This is a genomic window from Streptomyces zagrosensis, from assembly GCF_014203645.1.
GTDB lineage: Bacteria > Actinomycetota > Actinomycetes > Streptomycetales > Streptomycetaceae > Streptomyces > Streptomyces zagrosensis.
Map to the genome: position 1 here is coordinate 114,182 of NZ_JACHJL010000009.1, position 15,053 is coordinate 129,234.

General features: G+C 71.8%; 10 protein-coding genes. 9 read left to right on the forward strand and 1 reads right to left on the reverse strand.

Annotation, left to right across the window (positions count from 1 at the left end):
• Positions 1 to 130 precede the first annotated feature (130 nt).
• Complete coding sequence (locus FHS42_RS18455; RefSeq protein ID WP_184573352.1) at positions 131 to 385, reverse strand: Rv3202a family protein; 255 nt, start codon at positions 383 to 385, stop codon at positions 131 to 133.
• Positions 386 to 584: 199 nt separating this feature from the next.
• On the opposite strand from FHS42_RS18455, the gene FHS42_RS18460 reads away from it, so the two are divergent.
• The 9 genes from FHS42_RS18460 to FHS42_RS39135 all read left to right on the forward strand — a co-directional run bounded on the left by FHS42_RS18460 (position 585) and on the right by FHS42_RS39135 (position 15,042).
• Positions 585 to 1,670: an alpha/beta fold hydrolase gene (locus FHS42_RS18460; protein WP_184573353.1), complete on the forward strand. Its 1,086-nt coding sequence runs from the start codon at positions 585 to 587 to the stop codon at positions 1,668 to 1,670.
• A gap of 256 nt (positions 1,671 to 1,926) precedes the next feature.
• Positions 1,927 to 3,222 (forward strand): DUF3152 domain-containing protein, encoded by a 1,296-nt coding sequence (locus FHS42_RS18465; protein ID WP_184573354.1) that lies wholly within the window; start codon positions 1,927 to 1,929, stop codon positions 3,220 to 3,222.
• 266 nt (positions 3,223 to 3,488) lie between these two features.
• Positions 3,489 to 3,581 (forward strand): Ms4533A family Cys-rich leader peptide, encoded by a 93-nt coding sequence (locus FHS42_RS38670; protein ID WP_312866938.1) that lies wholly within the window; start codon positions 3,489 to 3,491, stop codon positions 3,579 to 3,581.
• A gap of 199 nt (positions 3,582 to 3,780) precedes the next feature.
• The gene (locus FHS42_RS18470; RefSeq protein ID WP_184573355.1) at positions 3,781 to 5,505 is read left to right on the forward strand and encodes an ABC transporter substrate-binding protein; all 1,725 of its coding nucleotides are present in this window, start codon (positions 3,781 to 3,783) and stop codon (positions 5,503 to 5,505) included.
• A gap of 223 nt (positions 5,506 to 5,728) precedes the next feature.
• Positions 5,729 to 6,742 (forward strand): ABC transporter permease, encoded by a 1,014-nt coding sequence (locus tag FHS42_RS18475; RefSeq protein ID WP_184573356.1) that lies wholly within the window; start codon positions 5,729 to 5,731, stop codon positions 6,740 to 6,742.
• The gene (locus FHS42_RS18480) at positions 6,739 to 7,728 is read left to right on the forward strand and encodes an ABC transporter permease (protein ID WP_184573357.1); all 990 of its coding nucleotides are present in this window, start codon (positions 6,739 to 6,741) and stop codon (positions 7,726 to 7,728) included. The genes FHS42_RS18475 and FHS42_RS18480 overlap by 4 nt, the downstream gene beginning before the upstream one ends.
• The gene (locus FHS42_RS18485; protein WP_221476645.1) at positions 7,725 to 9,605 is read left to right on the forward strand and encodes a dipeptide ABC transporter ATP-binding protein; all 1,881 of its coding nucleotides are present in this window, start codon (positions 7,725 to 7,727) and stop codon (positions 9,603 to 9,605) included. The genes FHS42_RS18480 and FHS42_RS18485 overlap by 4 nt, the downstream gene beginning before the upstream one ends.
• A gap of 152 nt (positions 9,606 to 9,757) precedes the next feature.
• Positions 9,758 to 12,658, forward strand: coding sequence for a DUF3492 domain-containing protein (locus FHS42_RS37240; RefSeq protein WP_312866946.1), 2,901 nt, complete (start codon positions 9,758 to 9,760; stop codon positions 12,656 to 12,658).
• Entirely contained in the window at positions 12,655 to 15,042 is a 2,388-nt protein-coding gene (locus tag FHS42_RS39135; protein ID WP_184573606.1) for a hypothetical protein, read from the forward strand. The genes FHS42_RS37240 and FHS42_RS39135 overlap by 4 nt, the downstream gene beginning before the upstream one ends.
• The last annotated feature ends 11 nt before the right edge of the window (positions 15,043 to 15,053 follow it).

Sequence of the window (15,053 nt, forward strand, 5' to 3'; positions counted from 1 at the left end):
CCCAGGTGGGTCTTTCCGTGCACGGTGTTCACCGCGCCCGCCATCGTACTTTTGGGTAACCGAGACGCGCGCGGCCCGTGCGGACAATTTCCCGGACCGACCACCGGAGCTGGCCGACAAAAGGGACGGATCATCGGTAGTCGTCCTCATCGGTCTCCACGATCCGATACTGCTCGGCGACATCGGCCGGGTTGGCGGTCGTCAGGTCGAGATCGTTGGGCTGCTCGTCGGAATGGGAGTCGGGTGCGATGCCGGTCCGCTGCTCGGCGGTGTCCGCCTCGGGAGCCTCGACATTCCGCTCGCCGCTGGCGCCATCAGCGGGCTCGGTGGGCGCAGCGGGCTCGTCGTGGTGGAAGGTCTCGGGATCAATCGGTTCGATGGGCATATGGCTCCCCTTTCCAGGACGAGCGCCCTCTATACGAGCCTACGAGTGGTCCGTCTGTGGCGCTACGCGCCCGGGGCCCGGGGCGCGGGGAACTGTCGCGGCACGTGGTGACACGAGGAAAGGCGCGAATGTGGTCCAGCTCACCGCTGTGTTGGCGAACACGCGAACGTGCCGCGTGATCGTCTCGTAACATTGCTCCATGTCTTCCTCCGACTCACCGGATCTCCGCAGCGTGCCGCCGGCCTCGCCGGCGCCTGTCGAGCCGGTCGGTGCGGGAGAGCGACTGAGCGAAGAGCGGCTGGATGGGCACACGCTTGCCGTGCGGTCCCGGGCGCCCGATCGCGACGGGTTGCCGCCCGCGCTGTATGTGCACGGCCTCGGCGGCTCGTCCGATAACTGGTCGCTGCTGATGGCCCAGTTGACGGACGTCGTGGACGGTGAGGCCGTCGATCTGCCCGGCTTCGGCTTCTCTCCGCCGCCGCCGAGCGGCGACTACTCGATCGGGGGGCACGCCCGCGCCGTCATTCACCTCATCGAAGCGCGGGCCCGCGGCCCCGTCCATCTGTTCGGCAACTCGATGGGCGGCGCGGTCGTCACGCGGGTGGCCGCCGCACGGCCCGACCTGGTGCGTACGGTGACACTTATCTCGCCCGCGTTGCCCGAGGTGCCGCCCCAACCGACCGCGCTGCCGACCGCACTCCTCGCCGTACCCGGCGTCACCCGCCTCTTCAGCCATCTGACCAGGGACTGGACGGCCGAGCGGCGGACCCGCGAATTGCTGGCGCTGTGTTACGGCGACCCGACCCTGGTCCATCCGGAGCACCTGGCCGCCGCAGCCGCCGAGTATGAACGCCGGCTGGCCCTGCCGTACTTCTGGGATGTGCTCACGCGCTCCGCGCGCGGCGTCGTCGATGCGTACACCCTGGGCGGCCAGCACTCCCTGTGGCGGCAGGCGGGGCGGGTGCTCGCGCCCACGCTGCTCATTTACGGGCTGCGGGACCAGCTCATCTCATTCCGGATGGCCCGGCGGGCGACCACCGTGTTCCGGGACGCCCGGCTGCTGACACTCCTCGACGCGGGGCACGTAGCGATGATGGAGTACCCCGAGGCGGTGGCGCGGGCCTTCCGTGAACTGCTGGATGACGTTGCACAGCGCGCGAAGGTGGAGCCCGTGGAGTCTGTCGAAGCTGAGGGTGCGGTATCCCGGCGCACGGAGCGACCCGCCGCGCCGGGCGCGCCCGGCGCGGAGCGGGGCGCGGGCAGGGGCGCTGCGGCGCGTGGGTAAACACAGCGCACGCGGCGGTCCGCGAGTCCGCGGCGGCCGGCCAACTGGCGGGTACGGCGAGCCTGCTGGGCCTGCTGGGCTCTCCGGTTCTACGGTGCCCGTCCCGGCCCCCGCCTCTCCTGTTTCGTCTGCCTCTGCGGCCTCTTCCGTCCCTGCGGCCTCCTCTGTTTCGCCCGCCGCTGCCTCTTCGCGTGCGGTCATACCGCCTGCGGCGGCCGGAGAACCGTTCACTCCGCCCGGTGGGGTACGGGTACCCATGGCGGATGGCACCCCGCCGCATGGCGTGCAGCGGGTTGCTGGTGAGGCGGGTGCGTCGGCTGGGGCGCCCGAGCGGGCCCGGGGCGGGCACCCCGAGCACCGGGAGCCGGGGGGTGGCTGGGGGGCGCTCGGCAGGGCGGCCCAGCGGGGGCGGGCCGCCTCGCCGGTGCGAGGTGGCGTGCCCGGGCCGCGGCAGGAGTACCTCGCGGCATTCGACGGGCAGGAGGGGCCCGAGAGCCCCAAGAGCCCCCGTAGCCCCCACAGCCCCCACAGCCCTCATGGCCCCGAAGGCACCGCGCGCCCCAACGGTGCCGCTCCTGCTGCGCAGCGCCCCGACCCCGGCGGCGTGAGACCGCCCGATGACGGGGAGCATGTGGAGCCCGAGCCCGAGCCCGAGCCCGAGCCCGCGGGCGCCTTGGGCCCGGCCGGAGGCAAGAGTCGGACGTTTGCCGGCATCGTGGCCGCTGCGGTGACCACCGTGCTCGCGGTCGTGGTGGCCGGGCAGGTGGCCGCCGGGCCCAAGGACGACGACAAGAGGGCGCGGTCGAGCGAGGCCGTGGAGCGGGACGACGACGCGAAAGCGTCGCTGCCGGGCAAGCGGCCGGCTGCCCCCAAGCCCCCGGCCCCGCCGACGTACGAGGAGAAGCTCGCGACGAAGAACCCGCTGAGCCCTACGCTGCGCGGCCCCAACACGTTCACCACCGTGCCGGGGCACGACAAGGCGCCGGGGCGGGGCGATGTGCTGCGCTACCGGGTGGACGTGGAGAACGAACTGCCGCTGGAGGCGAAGTTGTTCGCGCAGGCGGTGCAGAAGTCCCTCAATGACGAACGGAGTTGGGCGCACGGTGGTGAGCGCACCTTCGAACGGGTCTCATCCGGGGACGCGGACTTCGTGATCAGCCTTGCCAGTCCGGGGACGACCGCTACTTGGTGCGCGAAGTCCGGCCTGGACACCACCGAGGACAACGTGTCGTGCGATTCGGCGGCCACCGAGCGCATCATGATCAACGCGTATCGCTGGGCGCAGGGCGCCAAGACGTTCCGCGACGACCAGATGGCGGTGTACCGCCAGATGCTCATCAACCACGAGGTGGGGCACCGGCTCGGGCATGACCACGAGGGGTGTCCGCGGGATGGGGCGCTCGCGCCGGTGATGATGCAGCAGACCAAGCTGCTGCGCACGAAGAACGCCACCTGCCGGGTCAACGCCTGGCCGTTCCCCGACGCGAAAAACGCGAAAGATGCCAAGGGCGCGAAAGACGCCAAGGGTGCCAAGGGCGCGAAGGGGCAGTAGCGCCGCTCGGCGGTTCCGGGCGGGCGACGAGCGGGCGACGGATGGGCGCCGGGCTGTCGTTGTCGGCGCGCCTAAGCGGCGGGGCGCCGGCTGCCGCGCCCGTTGGGCCCCTTGTCACCAGGGGTTTCGGCGGCGGACATGTGATGGTGTGGGCCCGGTCGGCTGCGGTGTTGCCAGTGGTAGCCGGTGTCCGCATGTCGGTACTTACTGTCTCCTTATGTGAGACATCTTTGCTAGTGGGCGAAAAATCGTCCAGTCTTCTGCGCATGTCGCGCCGTCCTGCCACCGAGATCGTCAGCTTCGAGCTGGCGCTGCTCGGCGTGGCCGGACACGCTGTCGCCGACGTTCGCTGTCGATAGGACCGACCTCCCCGGTTCCCCGCCCAGCCTGGGCCCAGGGCCGGCACCTCCCGCTCGTGCGCTGTGCCGCGCGTTCCACGGCTTCACCGCCGTTTCTTAACTTTCCGTATCCGCCCGGGGCGGCCTGCGGCCTGTCGTGAGACCGAGCCCGCAGCCGCCTGCACGTGGATGCTCCCTGCTGCGAAAGGCGTTTTTCGTCATGCGTCAACTGCCCCTCATATCCCGCCGCGTGGCCGCGGCGGCCGTCAGCGTCGTTCTGCTCGGTGGCGTGGCCGCCTGCGGGCCGGAGGACAGTGACAGCAGTGGCTCAAAGGGCGGAAGCGGCGATGCGCCGCGCGAGGGCGGCACGCTGACCGTCCTCAACTCCCAGCCCCAGTCGGACTTCGACCCGGCGCGGTTGTACACCTCGGGTGGCGGCAACGTGCCCGGCCTTGTCTTTCGCACCCTGACCACCCGTAACCGCGAGAACGGCCCGGCGGGCGCCAAGGTCGTGCCCGACCTTGCCACCGATATCGGCAAGCCGAGCAAGAACGCCACGGTGTGGACGTACACGCTCAAGGACGACCTGAAGTACGAGGACGGCTCGAAGATCACCACCGCGGACATCAAGTACGGCATCGAGCGTTCGTTCGCGGCCGAACTGTCCGGCGGCGCCCCGTACCTGCGGGACTGGCTGGTCGGCGGAGACTCGTACGAGGGCCCGTACAAGGAGAAGAAGGGCCTCGACTCGATCGAGACGCCCGACGAGAAGACCATCGTCTTCCACCTGCGCAAGCCCGAGGGCGACTTCCCCTACCTGGCGACCGGGACGCAGTTCGCCCCGGTGCCCAAGGCGAAGGACACCGGGACCGGGTACGAGAAGCACCCGATCTCCTCCGGCCCGTACAAGGTCGTCAAGAACTCCGGTGACGGCGAGCGGCTGCTCCTTGAGCGCAATGCGCACTGGTCGGACAAGACCGACGCGGAGCGGCACGCCTACCCCGACACCGTCGATGTGAGGTCCGGACTCGACTCGGCCGTCATCAACCAGCGCCTGTCCACAGGCACTGGCCCCGACGCCGCCGCCGTGACCACCGACACCAACCTCGGGCCCGCCGAACTCGCGCAGGTCAGCGGGGACAAGAAGCTCGCGGACCGGGTCGGCACCGGGCACTTCGGGTACGTCAACTACCTGGCGTTCAACCCGAAGGTGAAGCCCTTCGACAACCCCAAGGTGCGGCAAGCCATCAGTTACGCCATCAACCGCACCAGCGTGGTCAACGCGGCGGGCGGCTCCTCGCTCGCGGAGCCCGCCACCACCTTCCTGCCCGAGCGGAAATACTTCGGGTACACGCCCTACGACCACTTCCCCGCGGGCAAGACCGGCAATCCGGACAAGGCCAGGGAACTGCTGAAGAAAGCGGGCTACCAGGACGGGTTGAAAATCACCCTCACCCACTCCACTGCCAGGAACTTCGAGACCAGCCCCGAAGTCGCCACTGCCCTTCAGGAAGGTCTGAAGAAGGCGGGGATCACCGTGCGGTTGCAGGGGCTTGAGGACAACGACTACAGCGAGAAGACCAAGAGCGTGCAGCAAGCGCCCGGCCTCTTCCTCTCGCACTGGGGCGCCGACTGGCCCGCTGGCGGACCGTTCCTGGCGCCGATCTTCGACGGCCGCCAGATCGTCAAGGACGGTTCCAACTACAACGCCGCCCAGCTCAACGACAAGGCCGTCAACGACGAGATCGACGCCATCAACAAGCTGACCGACCTCGACGCCGCGGCCAAGCGATGGGGCGCGCTGGACAAGAAGATCGGCGAACAGGCGCTGACCGTCCCGCTGTTCCACCCGGTGTACAAGCGGCTGTACGGCGCGGACGTCAAGAACGTGGTGATCAGCGACTGGACCGGCGTGCTGGACGTCTCGCAGGTCGCAGTCCGGTGATGTACGTGCTCTCAGCGATACGAGTGGTGCCGGTGGCCGACGCGCGGCCAGCGGCTAGCGCCCGGCCGGCGGGGGGCGCTACGGCGCCTGCCCCGCCGCCGGCTGATGCGCCAACGCGCGGGGTGCGGATGCGCGGTATGCGGATGCCCGGGGCGCGGGCGCGCGGGGTGCGGATGTCCGGGGCGCGGGCGCGCGGGGTGCGTGCCGGTCGCTGGGTGGCCTCATGAGCACCGAAGTGCTAGCCGCGGCCCAGGCGGGGGTCCCGGCCCCCGCCTCGGGCGCCCGCCAGGTGTGGTGGCGGCTGCGGGCCCGCAGGGCCGCCGCCGTGGCGGGTGCCGGGCTCGGGCTGCTCCTGTTGCTCGCGCTCGCCGCGCCCCTGCTGTCCGTGCTCATCGGTCAGGACCCCAACGCGTACCACGACGACCTGATCGACTCGGCCCGTGGCGGCGTGCCGACCGGCTCGTACGGCGGCATCAGCGGTGAACACTGGCTCGGTGTCGAACCGGGCACCGGGCGCGACCTGTTCATCCGCCTCGTCTACGGGGCCAGGGTCTCGCTCCTCGTCGCCATCGGCGCCACCGTGCTCCAGGTGCTCATCGGCGTGAGCATCGGCATCGCGGCCGGGCTCGGCAACCGCCTGCTCGATGGCCTGCTCGGCCATCTCAGCGACGTGTTCATCGCGCTGCCCACGCTGGCCTTCGCCATCGCGCTGACCGCCGTGGTGCCCGGCGACTTCCCCCGTCCGCTGCTGCTCATCCTCGTCATCGCGCTGCTCGGCTGGGGCGGCACGGCCCGGATCGTACGGGCTCAGACGCTGTCGTTGAAGAAGCTCGACTTCGTGGCTGCGGCGCGTCTCGGCGGCTCAGGACCCTTTCGGGTCGCCCGCCGTGAACTGCTGCCCTCGCTCGCCGCACCCGTGATCACCTACGTGGCGATCTTGCTGCCGACCAACATCGTGGCCGAGGCGGGCCTGTCCTTCCTCGGCGTCGGAATTCGGCCACCCACGGCGTCTTGGGGGCAGATGCTCTCGTCGGCGACGACCTGGTTCCGGGCCGACCCGGCCTATGTGCTGCTCCCGGCCGGTCTGCTGTTCCTCACGGTGCTGGCCTTCACGGTGCTCGGCGACGCCTTGCGCACGGCGCTCGACCCGCGCGAGGCGTCCCGCCTCGGCGTCGGCAGGGAGCGCACCCGCCGCACCCGCCGGACCCGTACGAGCCGGAAGGGAGACCCGGCATGACCTCCTATGTGCTGCGCCGGGCGGCCGGCGCGGTCCTGGTGCTGTTCGTGCTGTCCGTCGTCGTGTACGCGGTCTTCTACGCCGTACCAGGTGACCCCGCCAAGCTGGCCTGCGGGCCGCGCTGCAACCCCGCGCAAATCGCGCAGGTGCGCGACCAGCTCCAGTTGGATGACCCGCTGTACACGCGCTACTGGCACTTCCTCCAGGGCCTGTTCGCAGGCCACGACTACTCGACCGGCACCGGCGTACTGCACTGCAACGCGCCCTGCTTCGGCCTGTCGTACCAAAACGACCAGCAGGTCACCGAGCTGATCTCACAGCGCCTGCCCGTCACAGCATCGCTCGGCTTCGGCGCCATGGTGCTGTGGCTGGTTCTTGGCATCGGCACCGGATTGCTCTCGGCGCTACGCCGCGGGGGGACCACCGAGCGAGTGCTGACCTGGTTCACACTGGCCGGGACGGCGACGCCCGTGTTCATCATCGGGCTGCTGCTGCTCATGGTCTTTTGCGCGCAACTACAGTGGTTGCCTTTCCCGTCGTACGTGCCACTGACCGAGAGCCCCGAGCAGTGGGCGTGGAACATGCTGCTGCCGTGGATCGCACTCGCGCTGATCGAGGCGGCCAAATATGCGCGGCTGACCCGAAGCTCCGTCCTGGAGACGCTGGCCGACGACCACATCCGCACCTTTCGTGCGTATGGGGTCTCCGAGCGCGCCATCGTGGGGCGGCACGCGCTGCGTGGCGCGCTGCCGCCGGTGATCGCGCTCAGCGCGCTCGACCTCGGGTCGATCTTCGGCAGCGCAATGCTCACCGAGACGCTGTTCGGACTGCCGGGCCTCGGCCAACTCATGGTGCACGCGGTGCGGGACATCGACCTACCGGTCGTGGTCGGCGTCGTGCTGGTCACCGGCGCGGCCGTCGTCATTGCCAACATCATCGCGGACCTTCTCTACGCCGCAACCGACCGAAGGGTGACCCTGACATGAGCGATCAGCGGTCCATACGCCCGCTCGTGGAGGTCGCGGAGTTGAGCGTCGGCTTTCCGGTGGTGGGTGGCAGCGCGCTGTCCCCGGCGGGGGGCGCGCGGGAGTCCGGCGATGGCCCCGATGCTCCACCTGCGCCGGGGCACGCGGGCGCGGCGAGGGCGGGCACGGCGGGTCGCGGTCTGGTGCGAGCCGTGGACAGGCTGTCCTTCACCCTTGAGGCGGGGAACGCCCTCGGCATCGTCGGGGAGTCCGGGTCCGGCAAGAGCACCGCGGCGTTCGCCCTGCTCGGGTTGCACCGCGGCACCGGGGCCCAGGTAACCGGCGCGGTGCGGGTCGGCGGAAGTGACGTACTCACCGCAAGTGATGCGGAGTTGCGTCGGATACGCGGCGGGGTCGCGGCCATGGTGTTCCAAGACCCGCTGTCGTCGCTCGATCCCTATCTGGCGATCGGTGATCAGATCACCGAGGTGTACCGGGTGCACCACCGGAGCGCGTCCCGGCGCGCCGCGCGGGCGCGCGCCGTCGAGGTGCTCGACCGGGTCGGCATCCCGGATGCGGCGCGGCGCTCGCGCGCTCGGCCGCACGAGTTCAGCGGCGGCATGCGGCAGCGGGCGCTGATTGCCATGGCGCTGTCCTGCGAACCCCAACTGCTAGTGGCTGACGAACCCACCACGGCGCTCGATGTGACCGTGCAGGCCCAGATCCTCGGGCTGCTCGCCGAGTTGCGCGCGGAGACGGGGATGGGGCTCATCTTGGTCACGCACGATCTGGGCGTGGCCGCGTCCAACGTCGATGAACTGCTGGTGATGCGGGAGGGGCGCGCGGTGGAGCGCGGTCCGGTTCGTACGGTGCTGAGCGCGCCGCGCGAGCCCTATACCCGCACCCTGCTCGCGGCGGTGCCGCGGGTCGATGCGCGGCGGGCGAACGGGGCGAACGGGGCGAACGGGGTGAGCAGGGCGAGCGGGGCGAACGAGGTGGGCAGGCCGGACGGGCCGGACGGGCCGGACGGGCTGGATAGGCCGGATGGGGTGCGCAAGCTGCATGGGGTGCGTGATGCGGGTGTGGTGGTGGGCTCGGGAGAGCCGGCGGGCGGAAAGCCGCTCCTGGAAGCGGTCGGGCTGCGCCGGGAGTTCGGCAAGCGGGGGCCCCGCGTGGTCGCCGTGGACGATGTGTCACTGACACTGCACTCCGGCGAGACGCTGGGCATCGTTGGCGAGTCCGGCAGCGGTAAGACGACGCTCGGCAGGATGATCGTCCGACTCCTGGAACCGTCCGGTGGCGAACTGCGCTACCAGGGGCGGGAGATCGGTCGGCTGCGCGAGCGGCAGTTGCGGCCGTTCCGCAGCGAGTTGCAGATGGTCTTCCAGGACCCGGTGTCGTCCCTGAACCCGCGTCGCAGCATCGGCGAGTCCATCGCCGATCCGCTGCGCGCCGCGGGCGTGCTGCCCGCCCCGCGGATCGTCGCCCGAGTGCGTGAGCTGCTGGAACGGGTCGGCCTGGAACCCGACTGGTACCACCGCTACCCGCACGAGTTCAGCGGTGGCCAACGGCAGCGGGTCGGCATCGCGCGGGCGCTGGCCCCTGAGCCCCGGCTCATCGTCTGTGACGAGCCCGTCTCCGCGCTCGATGTCACCACGCAGGCGCACATCGTGCGACTCCTCGGTGAGTTGCAGCGGGAACTGGGGCTCGCCCTGGTGTTCATCGCCCATGACCTCGCCGTCGTCCGGCAGGTCAGCGACCGGGTCGCGGTGATGCGCGACGGCCGGATCGTAGAAGAGGGCGAGACGGACGCGGTGTACGACGATCCGCAACACCCCTACACCCGCGCTCTGTTGGCCGCGGTGCCGCTACTGGGAGGGGCCGAAGCCGCCGCATAGCGTGTCGCAACGGCGGCTGCCAGGAAAAGTTACGGCCATTCACCCCTTCTGGTGGCGCGATGGACAACCGTCCATCGCGCCACCCGGCCCCCCGCATAGCGTGCTGCCGCTGCCTCACGGCGGTTGCCTACCAGGGAGATCGGGGTGTGAACGTGCGCGTGGGACTGCTGACCGAGGGTGGATATCCGTACGCGAACGGTGCGGCGAGCACGTGGTGCGACCGGCTCGTACGCGGCCTTGGCCAGCATGAGTTCGAGGTCTGTGCGCTGAGCCGCAGTGCCGAGCAGGAGGCCGCCGGCTGGGTGCCGCTACCGGACCAGGTGCGACGCGTCCGCACCGCTCCGCTGTGGGGAGATCTCCCGTACGAGTCGATGCACGGCGCGGCACGCCCCTACCGGCGTCGGGAACGCGCCCGGTTCGCCGAACACTTCGGTCACTTTGCGCGGGCTATCAGCGCGGCGACCATCGGCTCACCGGACGACGAGACGGACACCGACCAGGCCGGGGCCGCTTCAACCGGCGAAACGGCACGCGACGGCGATGCCCAAGCCCCAGCCGCACGCGGAACGGATACGACGAAAGGCTGTTCGGGCGCTGCCGCGATGGCGGGCATCCATTCGAGTGTCCCAGCGGGCACCGGAGCGGCCCCGGCTGCGCAGGAGGCCGAATCGGCGGGCGATATGCGTCGGGGTGCTCCTGCTGGAAACCTGGGCTGGTCGGCCGGGCTCTCTAGCGGGCGGGGTGGCGTGGGTCCGTCACGCGAGCGCTCCGCGCGCCTGGCGGACCGTTTCGCCACTGTGGGGCAGAACGCTCCACGCGGCCCGAACTGCCCGGACGGGAGGGACCTCGCGGCGAGTGGCGGCGAGGGGGCGGTGACGCATGAGGGTGTGGGGACGGTTGGGGGTACCGGTACCAGTACGGAGGCGGGCCGGGGCTCGGACAGAGGCGCGGGTGAGGGCTCGGGTGCGGACGAAGGCTTGGACGAAGGCGCGGATGGGTCCCGTGGATTTAACCCCTTGCGTACGTCCGTGGCGCGGGCCAGTGGTGCGTACGCCGTGCCGTCGCGCACCTTCACCGATGGGCTTTACGGATTAGCCGAACTGGCGCGCAATTACGGGGGGTTGTCCACCGCGCTGCGCTCCGAACAGGCGCTGCGGCTGTTGGAGGCGGCCTGCCATGCGCCGGGCGCGATGGGCGACGTACAGCGGGCGACCGTCACCGAGCTGCTGGCCGTCACCCGATATCTGGAGTCTGCGCTGCGCCCGCTGTCCCTGGACTGGTACGGCGATGGCGACGGCGGCCGGGCCGGCGCGCGTCCCCACAACGGCGCTACCGGCTGCATTGACCGCCCCGGCCTCCCCGACCACGGCGATGCGTGCGGCGAGGCCGCGGAGCGCGGTCTCGCCGGCGTGGACCTGTGCCACGCCACGTCCGGTGGGCCCGCCGCACTCCCAGGGCTGCTGGCCAAGCGCTTCTTCGGCACGCCACTGTTGGTCACCGAACACGGCACGCGGCTACGCGAGCACTACCTCGCCCACTCCGGCGCGTCCGCGACCAACCCGGCGTGCCCACCAGAACGCGCCCCCCACTCTGCTCCCGTACGCGCCCTGATCGCCTCGTTCCACCGGCAGTTGGCCGCGGAGGTGTACGCCCAAGCCGCACTCATCACGCCGGGCCATGCGCACACCCGCCGCTGGCAGGAGCGCTGCGGTGCCGACCCCGCGCGGGTGCGGACCGTGTATCCGGGGCTGGACGTCAGCCGGTTCGCCGACGCGGGGGAGGGTGGCGCGGCGGGCGCCGACGACGGCCGGACGCTGCTGTGGGTCGGCCGTGTCGAGCCCAGCAGGGACCTCCTCTCGCTGTTGCACGCGTTCGCACAGGTACACCGGGCCGAGCCGGGCAGCCGGTTGCGGATCGTGGACACCGGTCCGCCCGCCGGCCCGGACGAGACCGCCGCCGGCACCTACCCGATCGACGCGGCTGCCCTGCTCGGCAGCGCACCGCCGATGGCCATGGCGTACGGAGCCGCGGCGTACGGAGCCGCGGCCCACGGAGCCACAGCGTTCGGGCCCGCAGCGGGTGGCACGACGCTCGCGGCAGTGGCGCCCGGGGCCACGGTAGATACGGCCGCGGTGTGGGGCGGCATGGTGCGGGGCGGCATGGTGCGCGAAGGACGGAAGGGCGCGGCGCGTTGGGGGCGCGGGGGCGGTGGCCGGTGGCGAACTGGTGCGGGCCGATTCGTCGGCGGCGGCACCGTGGTGGCCGGGGGCGATGGCACCGAGGCCGGGGCGGCAGCGTATCGAGCGCACTGTGCGGCAGTTGCCGCCCAACTCTTCCCCGATGAGGCGGCGCACGCCCACGCGGTGGGCGACAACCCCGTCTCCTTCGAGGTGTTGGGCGATCTGGAGGTGCCGAACCTTCAGGAGGCGTACGCAGGGAGCAGTGTGGTGGTGCGATCGAGCGTGGCCGAGGGGTTCCCGGTCGGGTTGGTGGAGGCGATGTTCTGTGGTCGGGCCACGGTGTCCACAGATGTGGGTGCGGTCGGTGAGGTCGTCGGTGGTACCGGCGTGATGGTGCCGCCGCGTAACCCCCGGGCGCTCGCGGCGGCGTGTCTCACGCTGTTGCGCGACCCCGAGCGTCGAGAGCGCCTAGGCGCTGCTGCCCGCGCCCGCGCGTTGGAACTCTTCACCGTTGAGCAGAACGTCACCGCCTACCGGGGGAGCTATCTGGAGCTGATGGCGCACGCCCCCGTGCGCCGGGTGGCAGGGGGCGGAAGCGCGGAGGGCAGTCCGTTGCCGTTCACCCACCCGGCGGAGGCCCAGGTGCCGGGCCGTTGGACGGCAGCGGACGCTCCGGCACGGCTTCCGCATCGCGCGACGCCCAGCGCCGCGCCTGGCCGGCCCGCGCCCCGGTGGGCAGCCCGCCCTGGTGCCCCGGCTTCGCACAGCGCAGGTTCCCCCGCCCTCGACGGGGCGGCCGAGCGCGCCGCGCCGACCGAAGCGGGTGAGGCGGCCTGCGGCCGGTCGAGAAAGCGAGAGGAGGACGACGCATGACGACGCCCGACAGCGCACCCCACTTCCTGAGCCCGGCACAGGGCGAGCGCCGCCCCTCCAGCTTGACCGGAGTCGCGGCCACCGCCCCGCACCGCTTGACCGAAGCCGAAGCCGAAGCCGAAGCCGAAGCCGCCGGTGGCGGTGGCGGTGCCGGTCCCGGCGCCGGCGCTTTCGCCGGAGCACGCCCCGTCGCGGACAGCGCTCCGGCCGCACGCTCGGCCGCTCCGCGAGGGCGTTCGGAGGTAACGCATCGGGGATACGCCGATCCGGTACGGAAGGTGTTGCATCAGTACCGCGATCTGTGTGAACACGCTGTCGACCCACTGGAGATCGCGGCCGGGCTTGAGGAACGAGGGTTCAGCGACCGCGCCGCCGCCCGGTACCGGCACCGCGATGTGTTCGCGCTCGCCGAGGAGCTGTACGCCAGGGCGCCCCGGGAGGGCGCGCTGACGGACGACGAGGCGCGGTGGCCCGTGGCCGGTGGACTCGGCTGGTGCGGCACCACACCCGGTGCGCCCGGCGCGCCCCGTGACACCAGTGCCCGCGCGGACGCCGTTGTGGACCCCGCTGCGTACGGCGCTCATCTCGGCGCGCCCGCCGGACCATCGTCCGGCACCGATGTGCCCGCTGGCGCGTCACCCGGCGCCGGCGCGTACTCCCGTACGGGCTCCGGCGCGTACGCCGGCCGGCACCTTGGTGTGTGCCTAGGCGCGCAACACGGCCAGGGGCGGGGTATCGGCGGTGGCCAGGGGCCCCAGTGGCGTCGGCGGGTGACGCGGTGGAGGCGTGGTGTGTCGCTTCTGCTGGGGCACCTGTTGCCGGGCGCGCTGTGCTTGGCAACGCTCGCCGTCTTGGATCGGGTGGCGGGCGCGTCGGACGCGGTGCGGTGCGGTGTGGGGGCGGGTGGCGCGGCCCTGGTGACCGTGGCGCTCTGGCTGTGCCTGCGGTACGGGCCGCTCCGTACGCCCGCGAGCGCCCGCCCAGCCAACCACGTCCGCCCCGCTTGGCCCGCTCGGCCCGCTCGCCCTGTTCGGCCCGCACGCTTTGCTCGATCCGTCGTGCGGTCCAGCGGTCTTCGCCCGCCGCTGTCCCGTGCGGTGCGCGGCGGGTCCCCCTGGGGGCCGCGTCGGCGGCGGACGTCGGGTCTGGGGCCGGCGTGGTGCTGCTGGTTGCTCGGGTACCTGCTGTTCGGGCCCTGGCTACTCACCGAGGTGTTGGCGGGCGGACCCGACCCCGGCCAGCTCACCGAACAGGCGCCGTACGCGCCCTATCCCGGCACACACTCCGGCGCCTACTCCGGCGCCTACTCCGGTGTGCGACAGGACGTTGCGCCCGGCGTGGTGGCACTCGGCCTCGCGCTGTTGCCCGCGGCGTGGTGCGCCTGGTGGTTCGCGGCGTGCGCCCGCCGCCGGCTGGTGGTGAGCCGGGAGGTGAAGTGGTTCGCCGCACGGGCCAGGTCGTTGTTCGTGGCCGCGGTCGCGGTGTTCGTGGGTGCGCTTGGCGGACTGCTCGCAGGGGTCTGGTATCTGCTGCCGCGGCACGGGTTCGGGCTCGCTGCCGCGCTCGCCGCGGTAGCGCTTGGCCTGCTGTTCTTCGTCTCGCGGCTCCTGGCGGTGCACGGGTTCCGCCGAGCGGCGGCGGGCGGACTCGCCCTAGCGGGCGGGATCGAGGCCATCGCGCTGGGTACCGTGCTGGCCTCCCGGTTGCCACACTGCGGGATGCTGGCCCGCCCCGTAGCAGGTCTGGTGGCTGCCACCGGCCCGGCGACGGTCCCCGCGGTGGCCTGTGCGGTGGGTGCGCTCCTGCTGTGCGCCTACGGATGCAGCGCCCTCTCGCGCGCATGCGCGCATGACATCGGCCATCGCGATCCGACCGCGCCAGCACCCCAGACGTACGACACCGGCCCGGCGATCCCCGGCGCCCACCTCTGCGGCACGAGCACCCGTCCCGTATTCGAGCCCCGTGCCCGTGCCCGTCGTGGCTCTCCTTGCAGCCGCGGTTCTCGTCCCTCCCGGTCCCGCTCGCGTACCAGCGACTCTGCCAACCCCGACGCCGACGCTGACCCCGCCGCCAATCCCGCCGACGCTGACCCCTACGCCACCCCTGGCCCCGACGCCCATCCCTACGCCGACGCCACCTTCGACCCCACCTTCGACCCGACCTCCGGCACCACCATCGGCATGAGCGACGACCTGCGTCCTCGCCCCGCCGTTGCCTATGACATCGGCCCCCGCCGTGCCCCGGCGCGGGATGCCGTCCTCAGGCGTACGGCGGCCGAGTCCGCACGCCGTTCCACCGCGGTGCCGCGGGGACCCGGCGCGGGCAGCCCCGCGCCGTTGGACGGGCGGGCGCGGCGATCCCGCGGACCCGCCGTATTCCCGTAACACCGACGCCG